Here is a 15852-nt window from a genome sequence, read left to right on the forward strand (position 1 = left end):
CGGCTCCTCTCGAGCCCGGGTCCGGACCACCCAGTTCGCCCGTTCCACGGCCTTGCGCAGGCCCTCGAGCGGATCCTCGGCGTACTGCGGGCGGAAACCCGCCACCGTGGTGACCGTCAGCGTGGACGCGATCTGGCCGGCAGCCTCGCCACCGACCCCGTCCGACACCGCCAGCAGCCCGTCGACGACGACGAACGCGTCCTCGTTGGGACCGCCGCGTTTGCCCCGGCGGGTGCGCCCCGCGGCGGCGAGTCGCAGCGCGGCGGCCGTCGTCTGCTCCGGCTCGATCGCCATGAGATCGCCCGTCTGCCCCCTCGGGGGAGCGGGCGGAGCCACGGGGATGGTCGTCGCCGTGGGGGAGCTCTCCCACGGCGTGTCCTCAACCGTTCGGGTTGACTCGGCGCCGCGCGGAGCCGGCGCGTGTTCCCCGGGTGGCGGGAGGGGATAGTCGCCGGTCGCCGGGTCGTAGTAGCGGGTGGCATCCGCCCGTTCGTCACCGAAGGCACCGGGCCCGAGGTGCGGCTGACCGGCGGGCGGTGGCGTCCAGCCGGTGGAGTCGGGATCGCGGTCGCCTTCACCGCCGCCGACGGAAACCTGCGAGGTCACATCCCCTCCCCATGCCGCGCCTGCGTCCGGGACGCCGCTCGCGCTGTCCGCTGACCTGTCCGCCGTGTTGCCCGTCGCACCGGTTGCCGAGGAGACCGGCGCCGGCTCGGCGAAGCCGGGCACGATCCCGTCGGGCGGGGTGGCGTCAGAGCTGTCACGGATCGGCACCGTACCGTATCGGTGGCGCTGATGGTCGAGGCCACGAGAGCGTCGCTGGTTCTCCCCGGGCCGGACGGGCCGGTTGTTGAGGATGACGAAGACCAGCCCACCCACCAGCAGCATCACAATGAGCATGATCGGTACCAGCGGGCTACCCATGGCCTCCGTCCTCGCCGTAGCAATTACGATCACGCTGTAGGACGTGTCGCCAGCCGTCTTCCTTCATACCTAAAGGCATCAACTCAGAAGAGACCGGGTATGTGTCGCGACACTGACACAAGTGCTGAGCATTGTTCCAGACTTGGGCGCGGCCGAGTAGGGCCGACGCCCGGGCGRCCCCGCCGAGAGGCGGGCGCCACGAAGGATGCCTCCGATGAACGGTGACGGCCCGTATCGGGGGGCGCGAGACGGTGATTGTTCGCCRCCGCATCAACGCGTCACGGTGATGAAGATCATCAGGGTCAGGCACAACGTCACGGCGGTCACGGCGGTCACGGCGGTCACGGCGACTCTGGTGGTCATGGCGGTCGTGGCGCGCCACGGGAGCAGGCGGCGGCGCCTGAGCGGTGCGGGTCGGCCGATCGCGGCGATCACCTGGCTCTCGACGAAGCCGGGCAGCTCGCTCGCGGCCCGCAGCCGCGGGTCGTCGGGGAGGTAGAGCGCCACCAGCCGGCGCACGACGCGTTCCAGGTCGGCGGGGAAGGGGTGATCTGCCTCCGATCCCCGCACTGTTCGGCGGAAGTACCTCTCCGCCGCTCTGGCCAACTCCGGACCCGTCAACGGCCCCTCCTCCGGATGGGCGGTTTCCTGGCCCGGGGCACCGTCCCGGCGGATAACCTCGTGCAGATCCCAGGCGTCGTCCCAGTTCGGAACGTGTCGGACCAACAGCMCGAAGATGCGGGCCGCGTTCGGCTGGCCAAGCTGGCAGGCTCGGAGGAAGGCGATCGCCGGATCGGGACCATCCGGCCAGGTCGGCGGAATGCGGGCGGTGAGCTCCGCACCCAGGACACGTAGATCGTTCTCGAGTGCTCCTGGTGCTCCTGGCGGACCGGGTTCGTGGGACGCGCCGGGCAGGTAGAGGCCGGCGATGCGCCGCACGGTCTGCATCAGCGGCCCGTCGCCTCGTCCCGACGCGGCCTCGACCGCGACCAACCGCTCGAAATACGGGCGCGCACCGGCTCCGAGTACCTCCGCCTCATGTGCCCGCGACGTGGGCCGGCCGGGTGGCCCGACCGGGGAGGCCCCCGCGTAGGCGATGTCATCGCGGATGTCCTCGGCGGTATGCCATCCCGGGGCGTAGAGAACGAGCAGCCGGAACGCATCAGCTCCCCGGGCATGGGTTTCGCGCAGCAGACGCACGACTTTCGCCGCGGCCGACTCCGGGGGCCACCGCGACCCGCCACCCGTCGGTGCGGCGCCTGTCACCACCTCGTCTGCCAGGGCTCTGGCGAATTCGAAACCCTCGGGCAGGCCGAACAGGTCGAAGAGGGCCCGCAGCGTCTGATGGATCAGATCGATGCGGCGCCCGGCCCAGACGGCGGGGTCTACCGCGGCCGCCGGGATCGCGAGCGCGGCGAGCCCCGCGACCAGCCGGGTCAACATCTCCACGACTTCGCGCTGCATCGTCGTCACCGCGCGGTGCACCGCGTCGATGTAGGCGGCGCGGTCGTGGTCGCTCTGGTAGGCGTCCGGGGCCAGCCGTCGAGTGATGGCCTGAGTGACGTCGCTCGCGGCGCGGGCCAGGACATCGGTACGGTGGCCGGGTGGGCGTTGAGAGACCGTTCCGAGAGGAGACCGGGCGGGCTCGCCGCGCTGCGGCAGGGTGCAGTGCAGCAGGTCACGTAGCGCGGCGARCTCGCGGAGTTCGGTGGGTGACTCGAGCGGATCGACGAGAGGGTCGTACGCCGCGTCGCTGAGGGAGATACCCAGCGGGACGCCCAACGCGGCGAGCAGCCGGTCGATCGGGTGCAGACGATCGTCCCAGTACGACCACTCCTGCCGATACGCCTCCGCGACGTGTCGGATGACGGCGTTCCCCGCGTCCCGTTCCAGCCGTTCCAGGTGCCGCCGTTCCCCTGGGCCCGGATCGGTTGGCTGCGCGGTGGCCGATTCCGGGGTGGCGGGCGGCGGCGTGGCAGGTCGGGGGACGCGGCGCACGGTGACGGGGAGTCGGGCGGGTCGGGAAGCACCGGTAGGCGACGCCGACAGGTGGTCCGGTCGGGCGGCGCGCAGCGCCTCGACGGTCTCCGTGGCCAGCCGGATCGCGTTGTCGCGCGCGGAGGTCATCCGGTATCCCGAGAAGATCGACTCCAGGGCGACCGCGAGCAGCGGGACTGCCTGGCGCAGTGGCTCGTCCCGGCGCAGTGGCTCGTCCCGGCGCGGTGGCTCGTCGTGGACCTGTGCGGGCGAAGGAACCCGCAACGCGGCGAGTTCGTCCGCGAGGGCGGAGATTGTTCCTTCGACCTGGCGCTGCTCCTCGGAGACCGCGTTGGCGACCGCGTTGGAGATTTTGTCGATCATCCGGCCGGCCGGCTCCTCCTCCCGCAGCCGGCCCAGAATGACGCCGACGATCTCCTCGCRCAACCGTTCCCGGGGCCCGGGGCCCGGGGCCCGCTGCCCGGGCCGCTGGCACGAGCCCGCCGCCCGGGCCGGCGACGGGGCCGGCCAGCAGCCCCGCGACCCGGCGCAACTGACCGCGCAGCCGCTCCACGCTCGCCAGGTCCGCCGGCAGACCTACCGGTTCGATGAGGGCGGTGAAAAGACGGCGCACGGGGTCCGCGGCCGTGCCCTGTTCGGCGGAGCTCGACCAGTTCGAAGCCCGCAGGCGTTCGTACCGTTCGCGGAGGTGTTCGCGGACGGCGAGCGCTCCGGCGCCTGTCGTCGCTGCCRGTGCCGGATCGCCCGGCGCGGCCGGGGCCGTCGAGTGTCCCAGGCCGACGGCATCGGTCGTGGTCGAGAGGGGTGCCGGATCCGGGGGACCCGACGTACCCGAACCACTCGCGGTACCCGGGACGCCCGTACGCGGAGCACCCGCGGTATCCGCGAGGGTGGCCAGGTCGCCGCCGGGCGGCGGCGCGGTGGTCCTCTCGACCCCGTTCTCCATCACCCGCCGGCACCAGGCTTCCGGCCGGCTCGGGTCGAACATCTCGTCACCGACCAGGGCCAGCAGGTCGCCGATTCCCCGCATCCCACCGCGGCCGTGGAGGTCCACGAGCAGCCGGGCGGCGGCGGTCATGATCGGTGGAGCGTCCGGCCCGACCCGCGGATCCACGTGGATCGCGGCAGGCTCCCCGTTGCCGGCACACTCTGGTTCGAACGGGACAAACAGGAACCGCGGGCCTGGCTCGTCGGTGTGCCGCGCGCCCGAGGGGGTGGCGCCTGAAGGGACGGTGGTCGCATGCGTGGAGAAGGTCAGCCGGTAGGGCAGAACGCCTTCGAGGATCTCCACCAGGGCCCACATCAGCATGAGCGCCTCATCCGAACCGGTGTGGGCCACCACGAAGGGACGCTCGGCCCGCGACCATGCCAATACCGTCGCGATGAGCGTGACGAGCCGATCGCGCCGCACCCCCGCGCGCGCCGACTGGCGCAGGGTCCGCTCGCCCGTCCGCCGGCGTGCGGTGAGGTCGCGCAGGTGCAGGGGAGCCAGCCGCGGGATGGTGCGGGAGTTCCCCACCACGACCCCACCCGCCGCGTACAACGCGAGCCCCACCCGTTCGGTCAGATAGTCCGCCCGGCCGATCAGGATGTGGGCACGCAGCCGAGCCCGGCTGTCGCCGCCGCGTTCCGGGATCCGGATCCGGTGCACGAGCGCCGCCTCCGGGATGCGGTGCGGATCCCTCGCCGTGAGATGATCCGGCGCCTCGGGATGATCCGGAGATCGGATGAGGTAGGCGAGCGCCGACGGTGGGTGGGGGACCCGGCTCTCGTCGAGCTCGACCTCGCCGGCGAGAAGCCCGCTCCAGGACCTGGTCACCGTGGAGCCCAGGGAGCTCGCCGCCGGGAGGTGACCCTCGCCACCCGTCCTGCTTCGGCGCGGCCAGGCATAGATCATCTGGTCGAGCCGCGTTGCCTCCGCCGCCCGGCCGGACCGCGCCATCGACGTCCCCAGGTGATCGATCACGGTAGACACCCGTTCCGCCGGACCCGGCGGCGTCGCTGAACGTGCCAGCCGCGACAAGCGCCGAGGACGACGGATCCGGCGGCGACGCCTTCCCGGGCGTCTTCAAATCCGCTCGCACCCGCCGGTGATACTTTCTTCCGGGGACCGTAATACCGGGCCGCGTAATGCTGGTCCCGTCCGAAAATCCTGGTCATAGCGGGTGGGCCTGAGGGCAGGAGCCCCCTGGCCGCTCGCTGCTTCTCAGCCAATGGTCGCCCCCCAGACGGCGGTCCCTCAGCCGGGCATTGATCGTGCTATCCCGGTGAATTGTGGCGTGCTGGCGGAAAAATATTCCTGGCGCCTGGTGGATGTCCAGAGGAGTCCTGAAAAATCGGCCTTGCGATCGCTGCCGGCCCGTCGGTTGCGATCCTTCCGTGGGGTGTGCCGTCGCTCCCGCCCGAGGAAGGATCGGCAACCGGGCCCAGGGTCGTACCCCCGACGAAGTTCTGTAGTGCCCGCTGCCGCGCCGCCGGTATACGCGTGCGCCGGTGAACTTCCGCGGTCGTCCTTTCGTCGCATGGTGGGTCGCCGTTGTATCCATGATGTTGACATGATGTTATTCGGCTCGTTCGTCGTCCCGGATGTGCCCGCCACCGCGCGGGCGCGGTTTGTTCGCGGAATTGGCGGGATCCATCGAGCTGATCGGTGCAGCGGCGGTGGTTCCGGCGCCAATAATCCGACGGATCTCACAGCGAGTGACGCTATCCCGGGGGCGGATCTGACGTTGAATACCGTCACACGATGCGAGCGGTGAACGGTCTTCGGTCGAGATCGAGGTTGTCATGGTCGTGGCACGATTCCTGAGCTCCCGCCGGAAGGGCGATCAGAACCGGCCCGCTTCGCACCGTCCGACGGCTTCTCGGTCGGGTGGCCGGTCAGGTGGTGGGCACGGCCGCGTCGGCGCGTGGCCGGACGAGGGTGAACCGGTCGAACGGGACCGGCGTCGGTGCACTGGAGTCGTACACGGTCACCCGGATGCTCGTCGAGCCGCCCGGTTCACCTGGATCCACCTCGAAAGCCGCGAAGGCGTATGGATGCTCCGGTGCCCGGAAGGCGAGCCAGGGCGCGTCCTCTCTCGCCCGGACCGATTGGCGATGCCACCGGCCGGGATCCTGTTCGTGCACGCCGACGATGACCCAGCAGGCGGGTGGATCGAACAGTGCGTGCGCGGACGGCGACGAGGATCCTCCGGTGCCCACGAGCAGGTGGACGGTGCCCGCCGAGGTGTCGAGCAGGTCACCGGCCCCGTCACCGGCCGCGGCGCCCGCTCCGTCAGCGGTCTTCCGGGCGGGCGTCGTCGCGCCGGGGGCCGGGCGGGGAGTCCGGGTCGCGCTGTCCGGCACGACCCCGCGCAGCGGATGAGTGCGCTCGTAGTGGTGCTCGTGGCCGCAGAGCACCAGATCCACCTCGTAGGTGTCGAACAACGGCAGCCATTCTTCCCGGATACCGAGGTCGGCGCCGTTGTGCTCCACCGCGGTCGACACCGCGGCGTGGTGCATGCCGACGACGATCCAGTCGATACCGGGATCGGCGCGGGCCTGTTTGAGGGTCTGTCTCAACCAGGAGGTCTGCCGGCCGGCGCTGTACCCATGGAGGTAGACCCGCCCGCTGTCCTGATAGCAGACGTCGGCGGCGCTGAGCATGACGAACCGCACGCCGCCGACGGTGAACGCGTACCAGAGCCCGGCGAGGTAGGCCTCCTCGTCGTGCTGGGGAAGGGCGAAGTAGGTCTGGTAGGCGGCGAGCCCCAGAGCTCCGTTGCCCCGCTCGGTCTCATGGTTGCCGTTGCAGGGCATCCACGGCCGGAACCGGGCGGAGGCGCTGATCATCGCGAACCAGTCGAACCAGGCGCGAACCGGATCCGTGCGCTGGTTTGCGTACGACAGGTCACCGTTCGCGAGGTTGAACAGTGGCGCGAGGCGTTCCACTCCGGTTATCACGTGGCGTGACGCAGCCGAGCCGTACGGATCGTGCGGCTCGTCGGTGCCCTGGTCGCCGAAGCAGGTGAAGCTGAAGGCGGCCCGATGCCGCGGAGCCGTGCGGAACGACCCGTGGGCMAAGCCCCAGCGCCCGTCATGACCCACGTCATAGCGGTAGTCGGCAGCCGGCAGGAGCCCGGACAGGTGCGCATGGTGGGCGAAGACCACCTCGTTCGTCAGGGCGTCCGTGTAGGAACGGGTGAGCGCGGTCACCGAGCCGGTAGATCCGCCAGCCGCCGGACCGAACCGTACCTGGGGCCGAGGGACGGCCGTTCGGGTCAGCCACGAGACGACCATGGACGTGGYGGGATCGGAGCCGAAGGTCAGGTGAACGCCGAGCGCGACGTCGGGACTACCAGTCACCAGCGGAGCTCTCCCGTTCGCCGAACCAGCAGTCCGAATCGTCCTCGGGGCGATGAAGTTGTGCCTGTGCTCGTGCCTGCGCCGGCAACCGGACCCGATCTCGCCGGATGCCCCGGCCGGCAAGGTGGTTACCCGGTGGCTGACATTTTCCCATATTCTGTTACCGGTCGCCGATCGAGCGGTGCGACCGAGCGATGTGTGAGAGAACGAACGTGTTCCAGCTCTGGAGCGACCAGCCCGGCTACGCGGCCGAGACTGCGATGGCCGGAGCAGCCGCGGGGCTACTCCGGCCATCGCGTCCGGCCCTCGCCGGGTCACCGGACTGGCCGCCTCCCGGGAGGCGGCACGGAATTCCCGACCGCCTACTCGCTGGACTTGGCCAGATCGACCGGCGGGGCATCGGGCACCTGGTTCGGCTTCGCCTCGCCGCGGAAGACGAACTTCGCCTCGTCACCGTCGCCTTCGACATCCCCGACGACGATCTCGCCCGGCTTGAGCGTGCCGTAGAGGATCTTCTCGGACAGGACGTCCTCGATCTCCCGCTGGATCGTCCGGCGCAGTGGCCGGGCACCCAGCACCGGGTCGTACCCCTTCTTCGCCAGAAGCGCCTTGGCGGCCGACGTCAACTCGAGAGCCATGTCCTTGTTCTTGAGCTGGGCGTCCACCCGGGCCAGCATGAGATCGACGATCTGGATGATTTCGGCCTCGGACAGCTGGTGGAAGACGATGATGTCGTCGATCCGGTTGAGGAACTCGGGCCGGAAGTGCTGCTTGAGCTCGTCCTGGACCTTCGCCTTCATCCGCTCGTAGTCGACGGCGCCTTGGCCGGTGGCGAAGCCGATGCCGGGGCCCTTGGAGATGTCCCGGGTGCCCAGGTTCGACGTCATGATCAGGACGGTGTTCTTGAAGTCGACCAGCCGGCCCTGGGAGTCGGTCAGGCGACCATCCTCCAGGATCTGCAGCAGCGTGTTGAAGACGTCGGGGTGGGCCTTCTCGACCTCGTCGAACAGGACCACCGAGAACGGCTTGCGCCGGACCCGTTCGGTGAGCTGGCCGCCCTCCTCGTAGCCGACGTAGCCGGGCGGGGAACCCACCAGCCGCGAGACGGTGTGCTTCTCCATGTACTCGGACATGTCGAGCTGGATGAGCGCGTCCTCGTCGCCGAAGAGGAACTCGGCGAGCGTCTTGGACAGCTCGGTCTTACCGACACCGGACGGGCCGGCGAAGATGAACGAGCCGCCGGGGCGCTTCGGGTCCTTCAGCCCGGCGCGGGTGCGCCGGATCGCCTGGGAGACGGCCTTGATGGCCTGCTGCTGGCCGATGACGCGCTTGTGCAGCTCGTCCTCCATGCGCAGGAGGCGCGCGGTCTCCTCCTCGGTGAGCTTGAAGACCGGGATGCCCGTCCAGATCGCGAGCACCTCGGCGATCTCCTCGTCGCCCACCTCGGCGACGACGTCCATGTCGCCGGCCTTCCACTCCTTCTCCCGCTTGGCCTTCTCGGAGAGGAGGGTCTTCTCCTTGTCCCGCAGGGACGCAGCCTTCTCGAAGTCCTGCGCGTCGATCGCGGACTCCTTGTCCCGGCGGACGGCGGCGATGCGCTCGTCGAACTCGCGCAGGTCCGGCGGGGCGGTCATCCGACGGATGCGCATCCGCGAACCCGCCTCGTCGATCAGGTCGATCGCCTTGTCCGGCAGGAACCGGTCGGAGATGTAACGGTCGGCCAGGGAGGCCGCCGCCACCAGGGCGGCATCGGTGATCGAGACGCGGTGATGCGCCTCGTACCGGTCCCGCAGCCCCTTGAGGATCTCGATCGTGTGCGCCACCGACGGCTCCGCGACCTGGATCGGCTGGAACCGCCGCTCAAGAGCGGCGTCCTTCTCCAGGTGCTTGCGGTACTCGTCGAGCGTGGTCGCGCCGATGGTCTGCAACTCACCCCGGGCGAGCATGGGCTTGAGGATCGACGCCGCGTCGATGGCACCCTCGGCCGCGCCCGCGCCGACCAACGTGTGCAGCTCGTCGATGAACAGGATGATGTCGCCGCGGGTCCGGATCTCCTTGAGGACCTTCTTCAGCCGCTCCTCGAAGTCACCGCGGTAGCGGGAACCGGCGACCAGAGCGCCGAGGTCGAGGGTGTAGAGCTGCTTGTCCTTCAGGGTCTCGGGCACCTCGCCCTTGATGATCGCCTGCGCCAGCCCCTCGACCACGGCGGTCTTGCCGACGCCGGGCTCGCCGATGAGGACGGGGTTGTTCTTGGTGCGGCGCGACAGCACCTGCATGACGCGCTCGATCTCCTTCTCGCGCCCGATGACCGGGTCGAGCTTGGACTCGCGCGCCGCCGCGGTGAGGTTGCGGCCGAACTGGTCGAGCACCAGGGAGGTGGACGGGGTCCCCTCGGCGGGCGCGCCGGACGTGGCGGTCTCGCCCTTGCCCTGGTAACCGGACAGCAGCTGGATGACCTGCTGCCGCACCCGGTTGAGGTCCGCACCCAGCTTGACGAGCACCTGAGCGGCGACACCCTCGCCCTCGCGGATCAGGCCCAACAGGATGTGCTCGGTGCCGATGTAGTTGTGACCGAGCTGCAGCGCCTCCCGAAGCGACAGCTCCAGGACCTTCTTCGCGCGCGGCGTGAACGGGATGTGCCCGCTCGGTGCCTGCTGCCCCTGGCCGATGATCTCTTCGACCTGTGACCGCACACCCTCAAGGGAGATGCCGAGGGACTCGAGAGCCTTGGCGGCGACGCCCTCGCCCTCGTGGATCAGGCCGAGCAGGATGTGCTCGGTCCCGATGTAGTTGTGGTTGAGCATCCTGGCCTCTTCTTGGGCCAGGACGACGACCCGACGTGCCCGGTCGGTGAATCTCTCGAACATGTGCGCTCCTTCGAGCTGCGACCGACCACACGACAGCCGGTATCCGCATGCTAGCTCCGCCGAGGCATGTCCTCACGCATCGAACAGAAACCTACCCGCCGGCACCGCCCACATCGTCGTGGGCGGCGGACCGGCGCAAGTGCCGGCCGTCCAGCGGAGACGTCTAATGCAACCGTGGCCGACCAGCCATGACTCCGTCACGTCGTTCCGCCAAGAGCAGAACGACGCCACCCGCTTCGCGACGCCACCCGCTTCGCGACGTCTCCGGTCGGACGTACGGTGYGGCGGGACGCGCCAGGCGGTGCGTCCCACCTCGGTGAGCCTCCTCACCGATGCTACCGACGGTAGTGGATGAGGAGGTGCATCTTGTTGTGATTCAACTCACATGTATATCGTTTTGCGTTGTCAATGTTACTCATTGTCGTCGCCCTGGGGAGTTTCGGCGACGGATCTTGCTTGCATCTCGCGAGTAACTACTTTACGTGCGCATACTCGGGCTGTACTTCGGGTGGCTCTCAGACCGCAAGGCCTCCATTGCCCTGCGTGTCGATCCAGGCGCGCAGCCGTTCCTCGCGATCCTGGTCACCAGTAAAGGGACACGAGGTGCAGTAGTCGTCACCAAGCCGGTAGGCCAGGCAGCACGACCCACGGCGTATGCCGGTGTACCGCCGGCCGTGGTGGACGAACTCGTGCCAACGGGGCCGGGCCCGGATGGTGGGCGTGGCCCGGGAGAAGAAGGCGTCGGCCTCCACTCGGCCGAGGTGGGGATCGCCGGTCGCGCGCTCGGTCAGCAGGAAGGCGCGGGCGCACTGCGCGGCCACCGCACCCCACAGCGCCGGAAGGCCGAGCCGGACCCGTCCCCGCAGCTCCTCGACGAACGGTTGGAGATGCGCGAGCACCTCCTCGACCAGGCGACMGCGCAACGCGGCGACGTCCCCGACCACGCCGATCCGGGCATTCATCCCGTCTCCGGCGGTGGCGCCCCCCGCGATCGGGTCATCCGCCAGGACGGTCATGGCCGGTCGGTGGAACGCGGTCTGGTCGAACCAGCCGCCGTCGAGGACGCGCAGGGACATCGTCGCCGGGGTCAGGGCCGGCACCCGGTGCAGGAGGACGAAACAGGCGATGGCCGGGGCGGCGACGTTCGCCGAGTACCAGTTCGCCAGGTAGCTCGCGGCGACCTCCGGGCTGGCGCCGTGCGTGTCGCCCACCCGGGCCAAGGCCTCGGCCACGCCTGCTGGCCCGGTCAGGAAGGCACAGTCGGCCCAGCCCGGGCCGTCCGGCATCCCGAACTGCACACCGCGTGGCTCCAGCACCTCGGCGAGGTCCCGCAGGCTCGCCTCGAACGGCGGTTCGGCGCACTGAACGGTACCCCCGGAGAATTCCGGCGCCGTCCCCTCGGGGGCCACCTCCCTGGAAGGCGCCGCCGGGGACGCCGCCGAGCCGGTGCGGCGTTCGTTCACCGACTGCTTCACTGCCGGGACCGGGAGGTGTGTCGCGGCTGGGCCGGGCGTAGCTGTGCCAGGGTGCGGGATCTCCCGCGGAGTGGCGTGAGCGTGAGCATGAGCATAACTTTARGTAAGCCTAACTTCATGTCTGGCGTCAACTGGAGTCGCCATCAGTGCTATGCCCACGAGTCATCGGGTCGGCATCATGAGTGGTTCGACATCGCGCGGTTGCCGGGATGGTMGGCCCGCGTCACCAGCTGTCCATGGCGAGATGGCGCTGGACGGCCTCGGCGATGGCCTGCTGCCCGTGCATGGTGGGGTGCGCRCTCAGATCACGTGTCGGTCCGAACAGATTGACCGGAGCCACCCACGGGTCCGGTGTGCAGATTTCGTGACCGCGTAGCACCCGATCCGTCGAGACGAACTCCACTCCCGCATCCGACGCGGCTTTTCTGATGACCCGGTCGAGCTGTCTGTTCAGCCTCGTCAGCTGTCGACGTTCCCTGTTGGTCAGCCAGGTACAGATGTTGTTGAGTTGGTTGTCCGGAAATATGTAGGGATAGCCGACCACGATGATCCGCGAATGCGGGGCGGCGGCCTTCACCGCCGTGTAGTTGGCGCTCAGGACACCCGGGAGTTCCTTGGTGACAAGATCGCGCTCGCGGCGGTCGTTGCCATCCCAGAAGCATCTCCACGCATAACAACTGAAGATGACTCTGCCGAATCCGGCATCGTTGCCGCCGATGGTGATGGTGACGACGTCCGGGGCCCGGCCCAGTGCACGTAGCTGGGCCAGCTGGGGTTTCTCGCCCTTGAATGACTCGTGTAGGGCGCCGGTGGTGGCTCCGGAACACGCGGCGAACAGCGAGACGGTGACCCCCGATCCCATACCGMCCAGTAGTCGTGGCCAGGCCTGGCTGCTCCGCCGGCACCGGGGGGCCAGCGAGTCGAAGGGGGGATTGCCCTCTCCCGAGGAGTAGGAGTCGCCCAGYACGGCCAGGGTACGGGGCTGCGGACCGGCCGAAGCCGGATCATTCCAACCGTATGTAATCGGAACCGCGGCGAACAAGAATGCTGCCATCGCGGTGACAAGAAAGGGATGAGTGAAGTATCCGCTGCCGGGATGTGACGATACGCCGGGTTGTGTTCCCGAGATTCGGTCCCGCATGGCAMGGAATCGTAACCGAGTCGCGGGAGGGCGGTCCGTCGAACCCGGTGGCTGTCGCTMGGCAGAGTCGGTTGCCTAATCCGCTGGACCGGCCGAAGCCCCGGAGATGCACGATCGTCGTAATTAGCCTGGTCGCCGTAAGGCAGCCCGAACGAGCCCGAACGAGCCCGGTCGGGATCGGTCGGGACCGGATCAGATATTCTTCTCGAAGACGAGACGCAGGCCGATGAGTGTCAGATGGGGCTCGTGACGGTCAAGGGTCTCACTTTCCTTGATGACCACGGACGCGAGACCCCCGGTGGCGATCGCCACCGCATCCGTGTCCAGCTCGGCCCGGATGCGGCGTACCAGGCCGTCCACCTGGCCGGCGACGCCGTAGATCATGCCAGACTGGAGTGCCTCGACCGTGCTCTTGCCGATGACGGAACGTGGCGCGACCAGTTCCACCTTACGGAGCTGGGCCGCCCGGGACGCGAGTGCGTCCAGCGCGATCTCGATGCCCGGTGCGAAGATTCCGCCGATGAACTCGCCGCGTGCCGAGACGATGTCCAGGTTCGTCGAGGTGCCGAAGTCGACGACGATCGCCGGCCCGCCGTAGAGGTGGTGCGCGGCGAGTGTGTTCATGATGCGGTCCGCRCCGGCTTCCTTCGGATTGTCGATGAGGATGGGAACCCCGGTCCGCGTCCCCGGTTCGACGATGACGACCGGGATGTCGTGGAAGGCCCGGACCACCATCCGGCGCAGCGCTCGAAGCGCGGCGGGAACGGTTGAGCAGATCGAGACACCGGTGACCTGGTACTCGCCGAGCAGGCCGCGGTAGAGAAGCACCAGTTCGTCCGCGGTCGCCTGCGGGTCGGTGCGTACCCGCCAGGAGTCGGCGAGGTGTTCACCCTCGAACACGCCGACGACGGTGTTGGTGTTACCGACGTCGATGGCGAGCAGCATCAGGATTCCTCCACGATCAGATCCTCGATCGGTGGGCCCGCGGTGGCCGATCCCGGGCGATGATCGGGGTCCAGGGCGAGATCGAGGCCGAGGTCGAGAGCGGGCGCCGAATGGGTCAGGGCGCCGACGGCGAGATAGTCGACGCCGACGGCTGCCACCGCCGCCGCCGTTCGCAGGGTCAGGCCGCCGCTCGCCTCGAGCCGCACCCCGGCCGGACGGGCGAGCTGGACCGCGGCTCGCAGGTCCGCCAGCGACATATTGTCGCAGAGGATGAGATCACATCCGGCATCGACGGCCTCCGCGACCTGGTCGACGGTGTCGCATTCGACCTCGACGGGCAGCCCGGGGAACCGTGCCCGCACCGCGGCGAACGCCGCCGCCACGCCGCCCGCCGCGACCACGTGGTTGTCCTTGATCAGGGCTGCGTCCGTCAACGACATGCGGTGGTTCACCCCGCCCCCGCAGCGCACCGCGTACTTCTCCAGCGCGCGCAGGCCGGGTAGCGTCTTGCGGGTGTCGCGGATCATCGCGCCGGTGCCGGCGACCGCGTCGACCCAGGCCCGCGTCAGGGTGGCGATCCCGGACAGGTGGCACAGCAGGTTCAGCGCGGTACGTTCGGCGGTGAGCAGGCCGCGGACCGGCCCGTTGACGTAGGCCACCGTGGTACCCGGCGGGACAGGGTCGCCGTCGCGAGCGGTCAGGGTGACGGTCGCGGCCGGCCCGAGCAGGCTCTCGAAGACGGCGGCGGCGACCGGCAGGCCGGCGACGACGCCCGCGGCCCGCGAGACGATGGCGCCGTGCCCGACGAGAGCGGGGTCGACCGTCGCCTCGGAGGTCGCGTCGACCGCGCCGATCTGGCCGGTCACCTCGTTCTCCTCCCAGACCGGGAGGTCCTCCACGAGCGCGCGGCCGACCAGGGCCACCACCCCGTCCGGGTCGAGGCCGGCCGAGGCGAGGGCACTGCGGGTGGCGGGCGAGAGCCGTCCGCCGGGCACACCGGCGGAACCGGGCCCGCAGACGGAGCCGGGCGCGGAACCGCTCACCGCGAGCCGCGCATGGGCTCGACGTCCACGATCAGTTCCCCTTCTGGATTGAGCCGGGTGAGGATCCGGCCGAGCCAGTGTTCGTCGTCCCGCTCACCGAAGTCCTCTCGCCAATGGGACCCGCGGGTCTCCGTCCGGCTGGCGGCGGCGGCGGCGAGGGCCGTCGCAACCGTGCGCAGGTTGGTCATCTCCCAGGCCGGCGGCCCGGCCGTGACCGTCGCCCCGCTGACCCGCAGGTCCCCGAGACCGGCCAGTACCTTCGCCGTCGCCCGCAGGCTGTCCGCGCTGCGCAGCACCCCGGCACCGTCGGTCATCGCGCGCGCGAGCTCCGCGCGTTCGGCGGGGTCGGTCAGACCACTGCCGCGACCGACCACCGGCGCGGCGGGGATGGCGACGCGGTGCCGGCCGCCGGGCGCTGTGCCGGCCAGGTGCTCCGCGATGCGTGCGGCGAAGACCAGCCCCTCCAGCAGGCTGTTCGACGCGAGCCGGTTGGCGCCGTGCACCCCGGTGCAGGCCACCTCCCCGCAGGCGTACAGGCCGGCCACGCTCGTGCGGCCCCACAGATCCGTGCGCACCCCGCCGCTGGCGTAGTGGGCGGCCGGCGCGACGGGGATCGGCCTGGCGACCGGATCGATGCCGGCGGACCGGCAGCGCGCGGTGATCGAGGGAAACCGCCGCTCGATGGTCGCCGCGCCCAGCCCCCGGGCGTCCAGGAACAGGTGATCGACCCCCTGGGCCGCCATGACCCGCGACATCTGCTTGGCGACGACGTCGCGCGGCGCGAGGTCGGCCAGCCGATGGACGCCCGCCATCACCCGTTCGCCGGCCGCGTCGACGAGAACGGCACCCTCCCCCCGCATGGCCTCGCTGACCAGTGGCTGCTGGCCCCCGAGCAGTTCGGCGACGGCGCCCGGCCTGGACGGGGGTAGCCACAGGGCGGTCGGGTGGAACTGGACGAACTCCAGGTCCGCGACGACGGCGCCCGCGCGCAGAGCCAGCGCCACCCCGTCCCCGGTGGAGACGCCGGGATTGGTCGTCGACGCGAAGATCTGCCCCATCCCGCCGGTCGCCAGGACCACCGCGCCCGCCGTCACCGCGCCGACGCCGTCCCG

10 protein-coding genes are annotated in these 15852 nt (G+C 70.0%); 1 reads left to right on the forward strand and 9 read right to left on the reverse strand.

Features of this window, described 5'->3' with window-relative positions; all coding sequences use genetic code 11:
• The coding region (locus KBI5_RS09805) for a serine/threonine protein phosphatase (protein ID WP_085015064.1) at positions 1-924 on the reverse strand (924 nt) is incomplete at its 3' end.
• Positions 925-1194: 270 nt separating this feature from the next.
• Positions 1195-3285 carry a hypothetical protein gene (locus KBI5_RS09810; protein ID WP_198537617.1) on the reverse strand — a complete coding sequence of 697 codons (2091 nt, stop codon included), beginning with the start codon at positions 3283-3285 and terminating at the stop codon, positions 1195-1197.
• On the opposite strand from KBI5_RS09810, the gene KBI5_RS25850 reads away from it, so the two are divergent.
• Positions 3254-4147 (forward strand): hypothetical protein, encoded by an 894-nt coding sequence (locus KBI5_RS25850; RefSeq protein ID WP_198537619.1) that lies wholly within the window; start codon positions 3254-3256, stop codon positions 4145-4147. The two genes, KBI5_RS09810 and KBI5_RS25850, sit on opposite strands and share 32 nt — an antisense overlap.
• 1655 nt (positions 4148-5802) lie before the next feature.
• On the opposite strand, the gene KBI5_RS09825 is transcribed toward KBI5_RS25850, so the two are convergent.
• The 7 genes from KBI5_RS09825 to KBI5_RS09855 all read right to left on the reverse strand — a co-directional run.
• Positions 5803-7563, reverse strand: coding sequence for a metallophosphoesterase family protein (locus KBI5_RS09825; RefSeq protein WP_085015068.1), 1761 nt, complete (start codon positions 7561-7563; stop codon positions 5803-5805).
• Between the two features lie 68 nt (positions 7564-7631).
• Positions 7632-10136, reverse strand: coding sequence for an ATP-dependent Clp protease ATP-binding subunit (locus tag KBI5_RS09830; protein WP_011438737.1), 2505 nt, complete (start codon positions 10134-10136; stop codon positions 7632-7634).
• A gap of 515 nt (positions 10137-10651) precedes the next feature.
• Positions 10652-11599: a (2Fe-2S)-binding protein gene (locus tag KBI5_RS09835; protein ID WP_085015070.1), complete on the reverse strand. Its 948-nt coding sequence runs from the start codon at positions 11597-11599 to the stop codon at positions 10652-10654.
• 235 nt (positions 11600-11834) lie between these two features.
• A complete protein-coding gene (locus KBI5_RS09840) occupies positions 11835-12752 on the reverse strand; it encodes an SGNH/GDSL hydrolase family protein (protein ID WP_085015069.1) in 918 nt (305 codons plus the stop codon).
• Between the two features lie 192 nt (positions 12753-12944).
• Positions 12945-13697 carry a type III pantothenate kinase gene (locus KBI5_RS09845; RefSeq protein ID WP_011438733.1) on the reverse strand — a complete coding sequence of 251 codons (753 nt, stop codon included), beginning with the start codon at positions 13695-13697 and terminating at the stop codon, positions 12945-12947.
• Complete coding sequence (gene nadC, locus KBI5_RS09850; RefSeq protein ID WP_236707286.1) at positions 13697-14692, reverse strand: carboxylating nicotinate-nucleotide diphosphorylase; 996 nt, start codon at positions 14690-14692, stop codon at positions 13697-13699. The genes KBI5_RS09845 and nadC overlap by 1 nt, the downstream gene beginning before the upstream one ends.
• 44 nt (positions 14693-14736) lie before the next feature.
• Positions 14737-15852, reverse strand: a 1116-nt coding sequence (locus KBI5_RS09855; protein ID WP_085015071.1) for an FAD-binding protein, incomplete at its 5' end; no start/stop codon positions are given.

This window comes from Frankia sp. KB5 (genome assembly GCF_002099325.1).
GTDB lineage: Bacteria > Actinomycetota > Actinomycetes > Frankiales > Frankiaceae > Frankia > Frankia casuarinae.